Origin of the sequence: Variovorax sp. W2I14 (assembly GCF_050435205.1) — a bacterium.
In the GTDB taxonomy this organism is placed as follows: Bacteria; Pseudomonadota; Gammaproteobacteria; order Burkholderiales; family Burkholderiaceae_C; genus Variovorax; species Variovorax paradoxus_C.
Genome location: NZ_JBNDJX010000001.1, coordinates 6676567 through 6693110, shown reverse-complemented (window position 1 = coordinate 6693110; position 16544 = coordinate 6676567). Strand labels below are relative to the sequence as shown.

Below are 16544 nucleotides of genomic sequence, written 5' to 3'. Positions count from 1 at the left end.
TCAACCCAAGGAGACACGAAGCATGATCGAGACCTTCCAACGCAGCCTGCCCAACGGCACCAGCCTGAGCTGCCGCGCGAGCGGCAAGCCGGGCCAGCCGCTGATGGTGTTCCTGCACGGCTTTCCCGAGGCCGCGTTCATCTGGGACGAGCTGCTCGATTACTTCGCCGACCCCGCCCACGGCGGCTACCGCTGCGTGGCGCCCAACCTGCGCGGCTTCGAGAAATCGAGCGCGCCGACCGAGGTGGCCGAGTACAAGGCGCACCTGCTGATCCAGGACATCCAGCAACTCGTCGCCACCGAAAGCGCCGACGGCAAGATGGCCGCGCTGGTCGCTCACGACTGGGGCGGCGCCTTCGCCTGGGGCTACGCGAACGCGTTCCCGGCGCAGATCGGCAAGCTGGTCATCATCAATTCGCCGCACCCGGGCACCTTCACGCGCGAACTGCGCAACAGCGCAGCGCAGCAGCAGGCCAGCGCGTACATGAACTTCCTCGCGCGCCCCGACGCCGAAGCGCTGCTCGCGGCCGACGACTTCAAGCGCATGTGGCCCTTCTTCACGCTGATGAAGGCCGGTCCCGATGGCTTCGGCTGGCTGACCGAAGAAGTGAAGCAACAGTACCGCGAGGTCTGGAGCGCGGGCCTCACCGGCGCCTGCAACCTCTACCGCGTGACGCCGATGAAGCCGCCGCTGCCGGGCCAGACCATCGACGGCATTCCGGTGCTGCCGCACGAACGGCTCACGGTGAACGTGCCGACCTTCGTGTTCTGGGCGCTGGACGACGCGGCGCTGCTGCCGGGGTTGCTCGATGGGCTGGAGGACTACGTGCCGAAGCTCGAGGTCAAGAAGGTGCCCAACGCGACCCACTGGATCGTGCACGAGCAGCCGCAACTCGTCGCGCGCGAGATCGAGGCCTTCCTGCAGCGCAGTTGATTCCTGGAAACCGTTCGGGCTGAGCCTGTCGAAGCCCTGCGCGGCGCTTCGACAAGCTCAGCGTGAACGGGTTTGGCTTTCAGTAGATGTTCGGCTCGCCGTCAGGGCGGGTCTTGAAGCGGCGATGCACCCAGTAGTACTGCGACGGCATCGTGTCGATGTAGTCCTGCAGCCGCTCGTTCATGAGGGCCGTGTCAGCCTCGACGTCGTCGGTGGGGAAGTTCTGCCACGCCGACTTCACCTCGATCTCGTAGCCGCCGGGCGTGAGCTTCGCCACCACCGGCACCACCTTGGCCTTGCCCAGGCGCGCGAAGCGCGAGAGCGAAGGCACGGTCGCGGCCTGTACGCCGTAGAACGGCACGAAGATCGTCTGGTCGCGTCCGAAATCCATGTCGGGCAGCAGGTACAGCAGGCCGCCCTTGCGCAGGCCCGAGAGCACCGGCTTGATGCCGTCCACCCGGTTGAGCGCCGCCACGTCGCCGAAGCGCGTGCGGCCTTCGCGGATCCAGGCGTCGACCATCGGATCGCGCTGCGTCGTGTAGATCGTGGCCGAGGGGCGTGCGGTGTGCATGGTGAGCGCGGTGGCCGCGGCATCGAGGCCGTAGAAGTGCGGCGCGAACAGGATCATCGGCGCGTCGCCCTCGGCGATCTCGCGGATCTCGGACTCGGAACCCACGATCTTCAAGCGGCTCGCCACCACCTTCTCCGGCGCATGCCAGAGCCAACTGCGGTCCAGCCATGACTGCGCGACAAAGATGAAGGTCTCGCGTGCGATGGCGCGGCGCTCGGCCTCGGATTTTTCGGGGAAGCAAAGCGCGAGATTTCGGTCGACCACGCGCCGCCGCGGCACGGCGATGGTGTGCAGCACGCGGCCGAGGATCTTGCTGAAGCCGCGCACCAACGGCAGGGGCAGCGGGGCGAGCACCCGCATGAAGCCGATACCGAGTCGGGAGCTGAGGCTCATGGCGCCTGCTCCCCGGCGACGGCCGCGACGGCCCGGTCGGCGCGCGGCTCCTTGTAGCGCGCGTAGTCCCAGACGTACTGGCCGGGCAGGCTGCGGATCAGGCGGCCGATGCCGTCGTTCATCGCCGCGGCTGCATCTTCAACGGTGGCCTTCGGATCGGTCAGCGCCGTGCCCAAGATCGGCTCGAAGCGGATCACGTAGCCCGCACCACGTGGCAGCCGCTCGCACACGCTGAGAAAACACGCCGCGCCTGTCTGCTGCGCGAGGCGCGGGAGCAAGGTCATGGTGTAGGCCGGCCGGCCGAGGAATGGCACCCACACGCCCTGCCCCGCTGGCGGCACCTGGTCGGGGAGGATGCCGGTGTAGCCGCCGCTTCGCAGCGTGCGGATCAAGCCGCGCACTCCGGTGTTGTTGGTCGGCAGCGTCTGCAGGCCCGGCCGGTCGCGCGAGCCCGCGGCGATCAGGTCGGCCATCCACTTCTTGCGCGCGGGGCGGAACAGCGCGGTGATCGGCCCGAAGGCCTCGAAGAAGCGCTCGCCGATGGCTTGGCCGCACATCTCCCAGCTGCCCAGGTGCGGCGCGACCAGGATCACGCCCTTCTTCGCACGCATGGCCGCTTCGAAGGCCTCGACGCCTTCCCAGCGCACGACGCGGGGCAGCACGCTTTCCCCTTGCGGCCGCAGCCACAACCAGGGCAGCTCGGACGCCATGTGACCGGCGGCGGCGATGGCGGGACGGTATTGATCGGGCGAGAAGCCCGCGCTTTCGGCATTGGCCTTGAATCGGCGTCGGTAGTCCGGCGCAGCGAACCAGACCAGCCAGCCCAGCATGGCGCCCAGGCGATGCATCAACGGCATCGGCACGCGGGCGAGCAGGCGAAACAGGGTGATCATTGAACGGGAAAGGGAGTCAAAAAACGGACGCGCGCGCATGGTATTGCGCGGCTCTAATAGAATGCAAATTGTCGCCGAGTTACGGAACAACTTGCAGGGCGACAACCACAAGCGCAAAAGCGATTGTGTCCCGCCGATTACTCGGCATCTGCTAAAGCGTTCGCCAGGGCTCCGCAGAGTTGGCAACGCGCCAATCAACTTCAAGGAGCTTTGAAAAATGGCGAACGACTTCCTCTTCACTTCCGAATCCGTTTCCGAAGGCCACCCCGACAAGGTCGCCGACCAGATCTCGGACGCCATCCTGGACGCGATCTTCGAGCAGGACCCGCGCAGCCGCGTGGCCGCCGAGACGCTGACCAACACCGGCCTCGTGGTGCTCGCCGGCGAAATCACGACCAACGCGCACGTCGACTACATCCAGGTCGCGCGCGACACCATCAAGCGCATCGGCTACGACAACACCGAGTACGGCATCGACTACAAGGGCTGCGCGGTGATGGTCTGCTACGACAAGCAGTCCAACGACATCGCCCAGGGCGTGGACCACGCCTCCGACGACCACCTGAACACCGGTGCCGGCGACCAGGGCTTGATGTTCGGCTACGCCTGCGACGAAACGCCCGAGCTGATGCCCGCGCCGATCTACTACGCGCACCGCCTCGTGGAGCGCCAGGCCCAGTTGCGCAAGGACGGCCGCCTGCCGTTCCTCCGCCCCGACGCCAAGAGCCAGGTCACGATGCGCTACGTGGACGGCAAGCCCCACAGCATCGACACCGTGGTGCTCTCCACGCAGCACAGCCCCGACCAGAGCGAGACCTCGACCAAGATGAAGGCTTCGTTCAACGAAGCCATCATCGAAGAGATCATCAAGCCCGTGCTGCCCAAGGAGTGGCTGCAGAACACGCGCTACCTGATCAACCCGACCGGCCGCTTCGTCATCGGCGGCCCGCAGGGCGACTGCGGCCTCACCGGCCGCAAGATCATCGTGGACACCTACGGCGGCGCCTGCCCGCACGGCGGCGGCGCGTTCTCGGGCAAGGACCCGTCGAAGGTCGACCGCTCGGCCGCCTATGCCGCGCGCTACGTGGCCAAGAACATCGTGGCCGCGGGCCTTGCGCGCCAGTGCCAGATCCAGGTCGCGTACGCGATCGGCGTGGCGCAGCCGATGAACATCACGGTCTACACCGAAGGCACGGGCGTGATCTCGGACGAGAAGATCGCCGAACTCGTGCGCGAGCATTTCGACCTGCGCCCGAAGGGCATCATCCAGATGCTCGACCTGCTGCGCCCGATCTACCAGAAGACCGCCGCCTACGGCCACTTCGGCCGCGAAGAGCCCGAGTTCACCTGGGAAGCGACGACGCAAGCGGCTGCACTGCGCGCAGCAGCCGGCCTCAAGTAAGTAGATAGAAAAAGACGGTGGGTCGTCAGAAGCGGTACGCACCGCTGAGGCCAACCGTCCAGTTACGGCCCGGCGCGGGTTCGTAATAGCGCGCATTGCCCTCGTTGACGATGACCGAGCCCACGTAGCGCCGGTCGAACAGGTTGTCGACACGCGCGAAGGCGTTGAATTCCCAGCGCTCCCATTTCTTCAGATAGCCCGCATACAGCGCCGCGACGGCATAGCCCGGCGCACTCGCCGTGTTGACGTCGTTCGCCTGGATGCGGCCGAGCGCGCGCATCTCGACACCGGCGCGCCAGCCCTCGGGCGGCACCCAGCCGAGCGACGCGAACAGCGACTGCCGCGCGATGCCCGGAATGCGCTTGCCGCCGGCCACGGTGTTGGCTGCCGCACACGGCGACGGCGAGCAGAACGCATCGCGGTACGTCGCATCGAGCCAGGTGTAGGCCAGCTGCGTGCGCCAGTGGTTCGACGTCTCGTGCTGCCAGCCGAGCTCGAAGCCGTTGCGCCGTGTGCGCCCCGCGTTCTGGAAGGTCGCTCGGCCGCCGACGTTGGTGTCGGTCACGATCTCGTCGCGCGTGCGGGTCTGAAACAGGGCCGCCGTCAACAGCCCGCCGGCGAGCCGCGCCTTGGCGCCCAGCTCGATGCTGTCGTTCACCGAGGGCCGCAGCGCGAAGTTGAGGCCGCTCGCGCCGCCCGAGCGGTACGAGAGCTCGTTGAGCGTCGGCGTCTCGAATCCTCGGCCGATGGAGCCGTAGAGCGCGAGGTCTGGCGTCGCCTGATAGCGCAGCGACGCCACCGGCAGCGTCTTGCTGTAGCGCGCGGTGCCACTGTCGTCGCGGTTCGCGCCCACGATGTAGCGGTCGTTCGATGCGAAATGCACGCTGCTGCGGCGCACGCCGGCCTCGAGCGTCCAGCGGTCGGTGAAGCGCCAGGTGGCCTGCGCGTAGGGGTCGAGGTTCCAGACCTCGTTGCGCTCGCTGCGACGCAGGCGCCCCTGCACGCCCAGCAACGGGTTCGCGACGCTGCCGAGGTAGTTCTCGTAGCCGCGGCGGCGCTCGCGCAGGCTGTCGTAGCCGAGGCCCGCCACCACGTCGAGCGGCCGGTCGGCGAGTTGCAGCGCGGCGGTCCAGCGCACATCGATGCCGCCGTACTGCCGCGAGAGATCGATCACCCCGCCCGCATGCAGCGGGTTCTGCTGCGCCGAGGGAGGGATCGACTGGTACTGCGTGGTCTTGCGCTCGCCGCCGTAGACCATGAGACGCAGCCCCTGCGTCGCGTCGATGCGCCGCTCGTAGAGCAGGCCGAGCTGCGTCTGCTCGACCGTCTTGCGCGTGTCGTACTGCGTCGCGAGCGGCGCGCTGCGGGGCGCTCGCGCGTACTGGTCGGCGGTCAGGCCCAGCGGGTCCTGCGCGTCGATGCGCACGCTGTTGAGCACGAGCGTGAGCTTGTCGCCGTTGTCCAGCGCAATGCCCAGCTTGCCGTTGGCGATGTCGCGCCGCGCGGCGCTGTGCTCGCGCCATCCGTCGGTGTGGAAGCGGCTGGCGCCCAGCAGGTAGTCCACCGCGCCCTGCGAGCCGCTGATCTGCATCGACTGCCGCCAGGTGCCGAAGCTGCCGCCGGCCACGGCATACGAAAGGCGCGGCGCACCTTCGCCCGATGCGGTGAAGGCCTGCACCACGCCGCCTGATGAGTTGCCATAGAGCGCCGAGAACGGCCCGCGCAACACCTCCACGCGATCAACGGAGCCGATGTCGATGTTCGACGTCTGCCCCTGCCCGTCGGGCAAGGTGGCCGGAATGCCATCGACATAAAGCCGCACGCCGCGCACGCCGAAGGTCGAGCGCGCGCCGAAGCCGCGGATCGACAGTTGCAGGTCCTGCGCGTAGTTCAGCCGGTTCTGCACCTGCAGCCCCGGCACGGCGCCGAGGCTTTCGGAGAGATTGACCTGCAGGCGGCTGTCGCGCATCTCCGCACCATCGATGCGGTCGACCGAGCCGGGGACGTTGAAGGGTGCCACCTCTCCGCGCGGCGTGGAGACGGTGACCTCCCGCAGCTGGCCCTTCGCCGTTTCGGCTGGAAGCTCCTGCTGCTGGGCGTGTGCGGCGAGGGGAATGCCCAGGATCAACAGGCGAAAGGTGGTGGCGAATGCAGCGGTCATTGCACCGATTCTGCGTCGGTGCGGCGAGCGCCCTGCCTATCGGGAACCCGACCGGCGCCGGGCAACGGAACCGGCGAAGTCAGTCCGCCGGCGCGCGGCGCCAGCCGTACCAGGCGCACACGACGACCGGAATGCCGAGTGCGACCCAAGCCAGCATGTCGCCGAACCCGCCGTCGCTGAAGAGCGCGGAGATGAGGCCGATGGTCGTCAGCACGCCGAGCACGATCGGCCACCCCCACATGCGCCAGAACGACTGGTGCGGCGTCTTGTGGTGCGTCGTCATGCCTGCACCTTCATGGCCGGTGCCGGGTCGGGCTGCGCGCCCGATGTCGTGGGCGGCGCGCGCTCCGAGCCAGGCGAAGCTGCAGGCGCATTCGAGGCTGTTCTGGCCGGCACGGTCTTGCCGCGCTTGAGCCACAGGTAGAGCCCGCTGCCCAGCACGATGATGGTCGCGATGTCGAGCAAGGCCCAGAGGATCTGCATCGGCATGCCGCCGTAATCGCCGAAGTGCAGTGGCTGCGACACCAGGAGCGCCGTGAGGTACCAGGGCAGCTTCGGTGCCGCCGTGATCTCGGTGGTCTTGGCGTCGACCAGCACCGGCTGCAGCAGCTTCGAAGTGAAGGGCTCGTTGCCGCGCAGGAAAAAGGTCGTATGGTGCGGGCTCGAGAACGCGGTGCCGGGGAAGGCGATGAACGACAGCTTCGTGTCGGGCGCGCGCTGCATGGCCACCTCCATCGAGCGCTGCACGGAGCCGCGCTCGGCCACCGGCACCGTCGGCTGGTCCTTGTAGGGCGCAAGCAAAGTGCTGAGCTGGTCGTACTGCCAATACTTGATGACCAGGTCGGCCCACGTGTTGATCATGCCGGTGGAGCCCACCACGAACAGCCACACGAGCGTGACGACGCCCAGCAGGTTGTGCAGGTCGAGCCACTTCAGGCGCGGGCGTTTCTCGCGCCGCACGGTGCCGAAGTCGAGCTTGCGCATGAAGGGCGAATACAACACCACGCCAGAGACGATGGCCACCAGCAGCAAGAGCCCCATGAAACCGAGGAACAGCTTGCCGGGAAGCCCCGCGAACAGGTCGACGTGCAGCTTGAACATCACGTACATGAAGCCTTCGTCGAACTTCGGCTGAGCGAGCACGACGCCCGTGCGCGCGTCGACCGCGACCGACTTGAAGTCTTCGGTAGGCGCGGGGGTAGGCGTGAGCGTGACGAACCACAGGCCGTCGTCGTCCTCGGGCTGCGAGGCGAACTGCACCACGCGATCGGGGTGCTTCGCCTTGGCGATGTCCAGCACCTTGTCCAGGCTGATGCGCGGCGTGTTGGCCGGCATCTTCGGCGCCTCGACCTCGGTGCCCAGCAGGTGCCCGATCTCGTGGTGAAAGATCAGCGGCAGCCCAGTGATGCACAGGAGCAGCATGAACACCGTGCACACGAGGCTGCTCCACTTGTGCACCCAGGCCCAGGTCTTGATCTTTCGGCTGTTCATGTCGTTGCGGCTGTGTGGGTTGAAGGCGGAGTCTAGAAGCGGTACGTTGCGCTTGCGACGATGTTGCGGCGCGAACCGTACCAGCAGTCACCGCGCGACAGGCAAGTGGAGAAGTACTTCTTGTCCGTCACGTTGTTGATGTTGAGCGCATAGCGCCAGTTCGCGGTGTCGTAGGCGAACACGAGGTCGGCCAGAACGACGCCCGGAATGCGCGGGCCGACACCGAACTGGACGTCGCGGAACGAGCTCATCGCACGCACGCCGGCACCGGCCGAGAAGCCGCTCATGCCGGCAACGGAGAACCTGTACTTGGCCCAGACGCTCGCCTGGTGCTTGGGCAGGCCTTCGATCTGCGCGTCGGCATCGGTGTAGTTGTAGTGGGCGATCAGGTCGAGGTTGGAGCCGATCGAGCCCTTGGCTTCGAGCTCCACGCCCTTGGTCTTGGTGAGGCCGCGCTGTGAGAACACGTTGGGCTGCTCCTCGACGATCTGGTTCTTTTCGCGCAGGTCATACACCGCGGCGCTGAAGGCCAAGGCACGATCCTTGGGCTCGTATTTCACGCCCACTTCCCACTGCTCGCCGCGCAGCGGCGTGAAGATGCGCCCCTGGCGCGGCGACTGCGGCGTGAACGACTCGCTGTAGCTCACATACGGCGACCAGCCCGAAGGCGACGCGTACATCACGCCCAGGCGCTTGGTGGTGGCGCTGCTCTTTTGCTCCTCGCTGCCAACGGCGCTGGAGGAGGCGCGGTCGTGGCGCAGGCCCGCCACGAAGATCCAGTTGTCGAGCTTGATCTGGTCCTGCAGATAGATGCCCGTCTGGCGCTGGCGCGTGCGCGGCAGCGCGGTGGCGTCGGGCACGTCGCGGTGGCCATAGACCGGCGCGTAGACATCGATGGTGTCGACATTGGTGCCGCTCCAGACGTTCTCGCGCTGGCGCGCGAAGTCCGCTCCCACCAGCAGCGTGTGCTTGAGGGCGCCGGTCTGGAAATGGCCCTCGACGTGGTTGTCCAGCGTCTGGGTGCGGTTGAGGGTCAGCTGGTTGTCGAAGTAGCGGCCCAGCACGCGCTTGAAGATCGGATCGCTGGACCAGCTGTCGAACCCGCTGAACGCGGCGCCATAGTGGTACTGGTTGGCGTTTTCGTTCTGCGCGTAGCGGAAGTTCTGCCGCACGGTCCAGTTGTCGTTGAACTTGTGCTCGAACAGCCAGCCGAAGGTCTTGCGCTCGCTGTTGTAGAAGTCGCCCGGCTCGCCGATGAAGCGGCTGCCCGGCAGCCGCCCGTTGGGGTTCGGCAGCAGCGTGCCCTCCCACGGCAGGAACTGCGAGCTGCTGCCGCTCTTGTCCTTTTGCCACAGGCCTTGCAGCGTGAGCGAGGTCGCCGCGTTGGGCCGCCAGGTGAGCGAGGGGGCGATCAGGCTGCGGTCGTCGGGCACGTAGTCGACCTGCGTGTCGGACTTGCGCTGCAAGGCGATCAACCGGTACGAGAGGGAACCGTCGGCATTGAGCGGGCCGGTCAGGTCGGCCTGGATCTGCTTGCGGCCGAAGCTGCCGAACTGCACGCCCACTTCGCGCTGGGCCTCCTGCTGCGGCCGCTTGCTGACCATGTTGACCACGCCCGCGGCCGTGCCCGCACCGAACAGCATGCCCGAGGGGCCACGCAGCACTTCGAGCCGTTCCAGCGTGTAGGGGTCGGTTCGGGTGGTGCTGGTGTAGTAGCCGTAGGCCTGGCGCAGGCCGTCGAGATAGATATCGGGGTAGGCGCCGCGCACGCGCACGGAGTCGGTCCGCGAATCCAGGCCGTAGGCGTCGGAGCGCACGCCGGCGGCGTAATTGAGCGCGTCCTGCAGGTTGTTCGCACCCTGGTCGACGATCTGGTCGCGCGTCACGACGGTGACGGATTGCGGCGTTTCGGACAGTGGCGTGTCGGTCTTGGTGGCGGTAACGGCGTTCTTCGCGCGATAGCCGATGACGGGCGTCGTGGCGGTTTCAGCTTCTGCATTCGCATCGACCCGCACTTCCGGCAGCGAACCCTGGGCTCCCGTCTGGGCCAACACCTGGTGTTGCATGTAAACGGCCATGCATCCCACCAGCACCGAGGCGGCTCTCCGCCGCACCAACATCCTCTTCATTCCGACCTCACTCCAAGCGTTTATCAAATGTCAATTAAGAAGCATTCTCATTTTAGTAGGTAGAAAATCTCAATTTGTCCAATCCCCAAGCGCGGCAAAGGGGGTTGCGTTGCGCATTTGCATCCTCGGCGCGGGGCAGAGCGGCTACGATGCCGCGGGCACATTTCTCCGTGCCGGCAGGTCTCATGCACAAGCTCATCGCCTTTCTGATTCCTGCGTTTCGCGCACCGGTGCTGCTGCTGATCGCCCTTGCATTGACAGGCTGCGCCGGGCTCCCGCCGCGCACACCCGAACCGCCGACCGAGGCGATCGCAGCCTCCCCCGCCACCGCGCTCGGCCGCGCCGCCATCAGCCTGAACACACCGCCTGACGGCCTCTCGAGCCTGCGGCCGCTGATCGAGGCCTCCTACGCCCTCGATGCGCGGCTGGAGCTGATGCGGCGCGCCCAGTCTTCGCTCGACGTGCAGAGCTACCAGCTAGGCAACGACAAGACCGGCCGGCTCCTGCTGCGGGAGCTGCGCGATGCGGCACGGCGCGGGGTGCGCGTGCGCCTCTTGCTCGACGATTTCTACACGGCCGGCATGGACCGCCTTCTGCTGGGCCTGGCCGCCGAGCCCAACGCCGAAGTTCGCCTGTTCAACCCCTTCGTCAACCTGCGCGACCACTCCTCGGGCCGATGGTTGGAGTTCTTCGGCGATTTTCGGCGGCTCAACCACCGCATGCACAACAAGCTGTTCGTGGCCGATGGCGCCATGGCCATCGCCGGCGGCCGCAACCTCGCCGACGAATACTTCCTGCGCAGCGAGAGCGCGAATTTCATCGACTTCGAAGTGCTCATGGCCGGCCCGGTGGTTCGGGAGTCGGCAGCGATCTTCGACACCTACTGGAACAGCGACGTCGTCTACCCACTGCAGCGGGTCGCCGGCACCAGCCGCACGGCCGACGAGCTGAAGTCCGCGTTCGAGACCGACACCTCCCCACGCTACGCCCCGCCTCCCGACCCGCTGCCCGCCACTGACCTGCTGGGCGACCCGCCGCTGGCCGCGCAACTGGCGAACATCGACGAAGCCAAGTGGATGCGCGCCGAAGCGCATGCCACCGCCGACAGCCCCAACAAGGCTTTGGGCGTCATGGCGCGCCCCACCGAATCGCTGGCGCAGCGCTTCCATGAAATGCTGGCCACCGCGCAGTCGAACGTGGTGGTGATCTCGCCCTACTTCATCCCGGGCGACGAGGGCATGGCGCGCATCCGCATGGGACGCGAGCACGGGATCAACATCACGGTGATCACCAATTCGCTTGCCGACAGCGACGAGCCGCTGGTCAACATCAACTACAACCGCTACCGCGTCGACATGCTCAAGCTGGGCGTGAACCTGTATGAGGTGAGCACGCAGCAGCTGCGCCGCAGCGGCCAGTTCCGCGACCTGCTCAAGAAGGCGCGCGGCCGGCTGCACGCCAAGCTGGCGTTGGTCGACCGCCAATGGGTGCTGCTGGGCTCCATGAACCTGGATCCACGCTCGGCGCTGCTGAACACCGAATTCGGCGTGCGCGTGCGCAGCTTCGACCTGACGCAGGCCCTGCTCTTCGCCTACCAGCTGGACGACATCGAGGGCGTCTACCGCGTGGTGCTGAAGCCGGACGGCCAGAACGTGCAGTGGATTGGCACCGGCGACGTCAACAACGAGGTACTCGACAGCGAGCCGGATTCCAGCATGCTGACCCGGCTGCAGCTGCTGCTCTTCTCTTGGTTCGTGCCCACGGACCAGTTGTAAGCGACCGGCCTCCGGCAGCCCCCAGACCTTGAAAGGTCACGGATTGCCCTTATGATTAGCACTCGCTGATGATGAGTGCTAACAGCCCTCGCTCCCCAGTCGATGGGTCGCCAACCTTCGGGTCCGGCGCCCGACCACAAACCCGTTTCTTATCCATATCCAGGAGATGCAATGAAACTTCGTCCTTTGGCCGATCGCGTGATCGTCAAGCGTATCGACAGCGAAACCAAGACCGCCTCCGGCATCGTCATCCCCGACGCAGCCGCCGAAAAGCCCGATCAGGGTGAAGTCCTGGCCGTCGGCCCGGGCAAGCGCAACGACAAGGGCGATCTGGCCGCACTGACCGTCAAGGTCGGCGACCGCGTCCTGTTCGGCAAGTACAGCGGCCAGACCGTCAAGGTCGATGGCGACGAACTGCTCGTGATGAAGGAAGACGACCTGTTCGCAGTCGTCGAGAAGTAAGCCTTCTCCCTTTTGATTCATTCAATCCAATCCATTCGGAGTTAATTCATCATGGCAGCAAAAGACGTAGTCTTCGGCGGAGAAGCCCGCGCACGCATGGTCGAGGGTGTCAACATCCTGGCCAACGCAGTCAAAGTGACCCTGGGCCCCAAGGGCCGCAACGTGGTGCTCGAGCGCTCGTTCGGCGCCCCCACCGTGACCAAGGACGGTGTGTCCGTGGCCAAGGAAATCGAACTCAAGGACAAGCTCCAGAACATGGGCGCCCAGCTCGTGAAGGAAGTGGCTTCCAAGACTTCGGACAACGCCGGTGACGGCACCACCACCGCGACCGTGCTGGCCCAAGCCATCGTTCGCGAAGGTTTCAAGCTGGTGGCTGCCGGCATGAACCCGATGGACCTGAAGCGCGGCATCGACAAGGCCGTGACGGCCCTGGTCGCCGAGCTGAAGAAGGCTTCCAAGCCCACCACCACGTCGAAGGAAATCGCGCAAGTCGGCTCCATCTCGGCCAACAGCGACGAAACCATCGGCAAGCTCATCGCTGACGCGATGGACAAGGTCGGCAAGGAAGGCGTGATCACCGTCGAAGACGGCAAGTCGCTCGACAGCGAACTCGACGTCGTCGAAGGCATGCAGTTCGACCGCGGCTACCTGTCGCCCTACTTCATCAACAACCCCGAGAAGCAATCGGCGTTGCTGGACAACCCCTTCGTGCTGCTGTTCGACAAGAAGATCAGCAACATCCGTGACCTGCTGCCGGTGCTGGAGCAAGTCGCCAAGGCTGGCCGTCCGCTGCTGATCATTGCCGAAGAAGTCGAAGGCGAAGCCCTGGCTACCTTGGTCGTGAACACGATCCGCGGCATCCTGAAGGTCGTGGCCGTCAAGGCTCCTGGCTTCGGCGACCGCCGCAAGGCCATGCTGGAAGACATCGCCATCCTGACGGGCGGCAAGGTCATCGCTGAAGAAGTGGGCCTGACGCTCGAAAAGGTGACGCTGGCCGACCTGGGTCAAGCCAAGCGCATCGAAGTGGGCAAGGAAAACACGATCATCATCGACGGCGCCGGCGCTGCTGGTGACATCGAAGCCCGCGTGAAGCAAGTGCGCGTTCAGATCGAAGAAGCGACCAGCGACTACGACCGTGAAAAGCTGCAAGAGCGCGTGGCCAAGCTGGCCGGCGGCGTTGCAGTGATCAAGGTCGGCGCTGCCACCGAAGTCGAAATGAAGGAAAAGAAGGCTCGCGTCGAAGACGCCCTGCACGCCACCCGCGCTGCAGTGGAAGAAGGCGTCGTGGCTGGCGGCGGCGTGGCTCTGCTGCGTGCCAAGCAAGCTGTGGGCGACTCGGTCAAGGGCGACAACGCTGATCAAGAAGCCGGCATCAAGCTGGTGCTCAAGGCCATCGAAGCGCCCCTGCGCGAAATCGTGAACAACGCCGGCGGCGAAGCCTCGGTGGTGGTGAACGCTGTGTTGGCCGGCACCGGCAACTACGGCTTCAACGCTGCGAACGACACGTACGGCGACATGCTCGAACTGGGCATCCTGGACCCGACGAAGGTCACCCGCACCGCACTGCAGAACGCCGCTTCGGTGTCCTCGCTGCTGCTGACGACCGAAGCCATGGTTGCTGACGCACCCAAGGACGAGTCCGGCGCCGGCGGCGGCATGCCCGACATGGGCGGCATGGGCGGCATGGGCGGCATGGGCATGTAATTTCGCTCGCCCCCAGGCTGCGCGGCACTTCGTGTCCGCTACGCCAACCCCCTACCGGGGGCAACACCTGCGGCCCGGCAAAGCCGGTTCCGCGGTGTTTCGCGAAAGTAAAAAACCCGTCTTGCGACGGGTTTTTTTATGGGCGTTCGGTTTGTCGTGTCGGCTATCGAAACTGATCGCGCAGCGCCATGTACAGCACCTGGAACCGCGCATGCCGTGTCTTGTGCCCATCGCCCCCTTCGGACGAAGGAACCAGTTGCTGCTTGACCGGCGGCAGCGTGCACACCTCGGCCACGGCACCGCCATCGGCCAACCACGCAAGCCGCGCCGCACCGAGCGCCCCGCCCGTCTCGCTGCCCGCATACAACGTAAGCGGCACCTGGAAGATGTCGGCCAGCAACTGGCCCCACCAGATGCTGCGCGCCCCACCGCCCACCAGCGCAACTTCGCGCAGCGGCATGTCGGCCGGCAGGCGCAGCGTATCGAAGCCGTCGCGCAGGCCAAAGCTCACGCCCTCGACCACGGCATAGGCGATTTCCGCCGGACCGTGCGCATGCGTGAGGCCGAACAGCGCGCCTTGCGCATTCGGGTTGTTGTGAGGCGAGCGTTCGCCCGACAGGTACGGCATGAACAGCGGGCAGCGCGCCCGGTCCGCCAGCGCGACCGATGCCGCCGCTTCGAGCAGCGCGGCCTCGTCCGTGAACTTGAAAGTCTTGGCGGCCCAGCTCACCGCACTCGCGGCCGAGAGCATCACCGACATCTGGTGCCAGCGCTTGGGCAGCGCATGGCAGAAGGCATGCATCGCCTGCGCGGGGTTCGGCAAGAAGCGATCGGTCGAGACGAACACCACGCCCGACGTACCGAGCGACACGAAGCCCTGGCCAGGTTCGACCAGGCCCATGCCGACCGCGCTTGCGGCGTTGTCGCCGGCCCCGCCAGCAATCAGCACCGTGCCGTTGCCCACACCCCAACGCGCAGCCAGGTCGGGCTTGAGCTTCGCCGACACCTCGCTGCCTTCGACCAGCCGCGGCATGTGATCGCGCGTGAGCCCCGTGGCCGCGAGCAGTTCGTCGGACCAGTCGCGCGCGCCCACGTCGAGCCACAGCGTGCCTGCCGCATCCGACATCTCGCTGACCGCCTCGCCGCTCAGCATGAAGCGCAGCCAGTCCTTGGGCAGCAGCACGCGTGCCGTGCGCTTGAAGATCTCGGGCTCGTGCTCGCGCACCCACAGGAGCTTGGGTGCGGTGAAGCCCGGCATCGCGAGGTTGCCCGCGATCTCGCCCAGGCGCGGCACGGCGCGCGTGAGTTCATCGCATTGCGCACCGCTGCGCCCGTCGTTCCAGAGGATGGCTGGCCGCAGCACTTCGCCAGCCGCATCGAGCAGCGTCGCGCCATGCATCTGGCCCGAGAGGCCGATGGCCCGCACGGCAGACAGCGCTTCCGCATGCGAGCCCCGAAGCTGCGTCATGACATCTTCCAACGCCTGCCACCATTGGCTGGGCGCCTGCTCAGACCAGAGCGGTTGCGGCCGTTCGACCGTGAGTGCCGCGCGCGCGACGCCGACGATGCGGTGATCGTCGGCGAGCAACAGCGCCTTGAGCTCGGACGTGCCGAGGTCGAGTCCCAGATACAAGATGAGCTCCCTGCTTTTTCTGACTAAGAAGAAATACCCGAGCCGAAGCGCGTGTCGGCCTGGCGCCTGAATTCGCTGGGCGTCATGCCCTTGATCTCCAGGAATCGCCGGTTGAAATTCGCCACGTTGTTGAAGCCGACCTGATAGCAGATGTCCGTCACGTAGTGGTCGGTCTGCATCAGCAGGTGGCAGGCGCTGTTGATGCGCACGCGGTTGACGAAGTCGGTGAAGCTGTTGCCGGTCGAGCGGCGGAAGAACCGGCTGAAGCGGCTCTCGCTCATGCCCAACTCTGCCGCCACATCGGACATCGCGATCGGCTCGGCCATGTTGTTGGTGATGCGGTTGACGACCTCGTTGATCTGGTCGACCTGCGCATCGCCGTCGCTGCCCTGCGCGCCCTGCATCTGCACGCTGGACAGCAGCCGGTAGTCGGAGCATTGCGCAAGATCGGCCATGAACTCGAGGAACAGGCCGAGCCGGCGCGCGCCGCGCGCGGCCTTGATGTTGTCCCAGTGCGTCTGCGCCTGCTGCGACATGCCGAAGAACTCGATGCCGTGGCGCGCGCGCTCCAGCAGCTGCATCACTTCGCGCAGTTCGGGGATCTCGGCCGCGGCCAGCTCGATGGGTTCGTGGCGGAACTGGATCACCCGGTCGCGACCGGCGGCGCCGCCTTCGGGCACGTCGAGCGAGATCCAGTTGTGCGGCAGCCGCGGCCCGCAGAGCACGAGGTGCCCGGGCTGGAACGGCCCGATCCAGTCGCCGATGAAGGCCTTGCCCGAGGTCTCGGTGATCAGGTGCAGCTCGTAGTCTTCATGGAAATGCCATCGCACCAGCGGGCTCGGAAAGCCGTGCGCGAGGCAGCGCACCAGACCGGTTTCTTCAGGAGCCTCGTAGCCCAGCGAGGGAGAGCGCGCAAAGTCGCGCTCCAGCTCGGGTTGGCGCTGACGGGGGACCGAACGTTTGCGTGTGGACGTCGTCATGGCAGCAGGAAGGCAG

General features: G+C 66.3%; 13 protein-coding genes. 5 read left to right on the top strand and 8 right to left on the bottom strand.

Annotated features, from left to right (window positions below; genetic code table 11):
* Positions 1-22 precede the first annotated feature (22 nt).
* Positions 23-934 carry an alpha/beta fold hydrolase gene (locus tag QF040_RS31160; protein WP_429614156.1) on the top strand — a complete coding sequence of 304 codons (912 nt, stop codon included), beginning with the start codon at positions 23-25 and terminating at the stop codon, positions 932-934.
* Positions 935-1013: 79 nt separating this feature from the next.
* Here the strand turns inward: QF040_RS31160 and QF040_RS31155 are convergent, their stop codons facing one another.
* Both QF040_RS31155 and QF040_RS31150 read right to left on the bottom strand, forming a co-directional pair.
* The gene (locus QF040_RS31155; RefSeq protein ID WP_429614155.1) at positions 1014-1898 is read right to left on the bottom strand and encodes a lipid A biosynthesis acyltransferase; all 885 of its coding nucleotides are present in this window, start codon (positions 1896-1898) and stop codon (positions 1014-1016) included.
* Complete coding sequence (locus QF040_RS31150; protein ID WP_429614154.1) at positions 1895-2791, bottom strand: lysophospholipid acyltransferase family protein; 897 nt, start codon at positions 2789-2791, stop codon at positions 1895-1897. The genes QF040_RS31155 and QF040_RS31150 overlap by 4 nt, the downstream gene beginning before the upstream one ends.
* Positions 2792-3008: 217 nt before the next feature.
* Between QF040_RS31150 and metK the strand changes: the two genes are divergently transcribed.
* Positions 3009-4193, top strand: coding sequence for a methionine adenosyltransferase (gene metK, locus QF040_RS31145; protein ID WP_101491032.1), 1185 nt, complete (start codon positions 3009-3011; stop codon positions 4191-4193).
* 25 nt (positions 4194-4218) lie between these two features.
* Here metK and QF040_RS31140 read toward each other — a convergent pair whose 3' ends face one another.
* From QF040_RS31140 to QF040_RS31125, 4 genes are all read right to left on the bottom strand, one after another.
* Complete coding sequence (locus QF040_RS31140) at positions 4219-6354, bottom strand: TonB-dependent receptor domain-containing protein (RefSeq protein WP_429614153.1); 2136 nt, start codon at positions 6352-6354, stop codon at positions 4219-4221.
* Positions 6355-6433: 79 nt separating this feature from the next.
* Positions 6434-6637, bottom strand: a complete 204-nt coding sequence (locus QF040_RS31135) for a hypothetical protein (protein ID WP_013539671.1) — start codon at positions 6635-6637, stop codon at positions 6434-6436.
* Positions 6634-7845, bottom strand: a complete 1212-nt coding sequence (locus tag QF040_RS31130) for a PepSY-associated TM helix domain-containing protein (protein ID WP_429614152.1) — start codon at positions 7843-7845, stop codon at positions 6634-6636. Before QF040_RS31130 ends, QF040_RS31135 begins: the two co-directional genes overlap by 4 nt.
* A gap of 32 nt (positions 7846-7877) precedes the next feature.
* Complete coding sequence (locus QF040_RS31125) at positions 7878-9974, bottom strand: TonB-dependent siderophore receptor (protein WP_429614151.1); 2097 nt, start codon at positions 9972-9974, stop codon at positions 7878-7880.
* Positions 9975-10159: 185 nt separating this feature from the next.
* On the opposite strand from QF040_RS31125, the gene QF040_RS31120 reads away from it, so the two are divergent.
* From QF040_RS31120 to groL, 3 genes are all read left to right on the top strand, one after another.
* Entirely contained in the window at positions 10160-11749 is a 1590-nt protein-coding gene (locus QF040_RS31120) for a phospholipase D family protein (protein ID WP_429614150.1), read from the top strand.
* Positions 11750-11920: 171 nt separating this feature from the next.
* Positions 11921-12211, top strand: coding sequence for a co-chaperone GroES (locus tag QF040_RS31115; protein WP_176660349.1), 291 nt, complete (start codon positions 11921-11923; stop codon positions 12209-12211).
* 51 nt (positions 12212-12262) lie between these two features.
* A complete protein-coding gene (gene groL / locus QF040_RS31110; RefSeq protein ID WP_013539664.1) occupies positions 12263-13915 on the top strand; it encodes a chaperonin GroEL in 1653 nt (550 codons plus the stop codon).
* Between the two features lie 163 nt (positions 13916-14078).
* Here groL and xylB read toward each other — a convergent pair whose 3' ends face one another.
* On the bottom strand, positions 14079-15548 hold the full coding sequence (gene xylB, locus QF040_RS31105) for a xylulokinase (RefSeq protein WP_429614149.1): 1470 nt from the start codon (positions 15546-15548) through the stop codon (positions 14079-14081).
* 23 nt (positions 15549-15571) lie between these two features.
* On the bottom strand, positions 15572-16528 hold the full coding sequence (locus tag QF040_RS31100) for an AraC family transcriptional regulator (RefSeq protein ID WP_306880187.1): 957 nt from the start codon (positions 16526-16528) through the stop codon (positions 15572-15574).
* Between the last annotated feature and the right edge of the window lie 16 nt (positions 16529-16544).

Excerpts from the sequence above, each read along its gene's own strand:
- QF040_RS31160 (WP_429614156.1), top strand. The coding sequence starts at position 23 with ATGATCGAGACCTTCCAACGCAGCCTGCCCAACGGCACCAGCCTGAGC.
- QF040_RS31155 (WP_429614155.1), bottom strand. The coding sequence starts at position 1,898 with ATGAGCCTCAGCTCCCGACTCGGTATCGGCTTCATGCGGGTGCTCGCC.
- QF040_RS31150 (WP_429614154.1), bottom strand. The coding sequence starts at position 2,791 with ATGATCACCCTGTTTCGCCTGCTCGCCCGCGTGCCGATGCCGTTGATG.
- metK (WP_101491032.1), top strand. The coding sequence starts at position 3,009 with ATGGCGAACGACTTCCTCTTCACTTCCGAATCCGTTTCCGAAGGCCAC.
- QF040_RS31140 (WP_429614153.1), bottom strand. The coding sequence starts at position 6,354 with ATGACCGCTGCATTCGCCACCACCTTTCGCCTGTTGATCCTGGGCATT.
- QF040_RS31135 (WP_013539671.1), bottom strand. The coding sequence starts at position 6,637 with ATGACGACGCACCACAAGACGCCGCACCAGTCGTTCTGGCGCATGTGG.
- QF040_RS31130 (WP_429614152.1), bottom strand. The coding sequence starts at position 7,845 with ATGAACAGCCGAAAGATCAAGACCTGGGCCTGGGTGCACAAGTGGAGC.
- QF040_RS31125 (WP_429614151.1), bottom strand. The coding sequence starts at position 9,974 with ATGAAGAGGATGTTGGTGCGGCGGAGAGCCGCCTCGGTGCTGGTGGGA.
- QF040_RS31120 (WP_429614150.1), top strand. The coding sequence starts at position 10,160 with ATGCACAAGCTCATCGCCTTTCTGATTCCTGCGTTTCGCGCACCGGTG.
- QF040_RS31115 (WP_176660349.1), top strand. The coding sequence starts at position 11,921 with ATGAAACTTCGTCCTTTGGCCGATCGCGTGATCGTCAAGCGTATCGAC.
- groL (WP_013539664.1), top strand. The coding sequence starts at position 12,263 with ATGGCAGCAAAAGACGTAGTCTTCGGCGGAGAAGCCCGCGCACGCATG.
- QF040_RS31100 (WP_306880187.1), bottom strand. The coding sequence starts at position 16,528 with ATGACGACGTCCACACGCAAACGTTCGGTCCCCCGTCAGCGCCAACCC.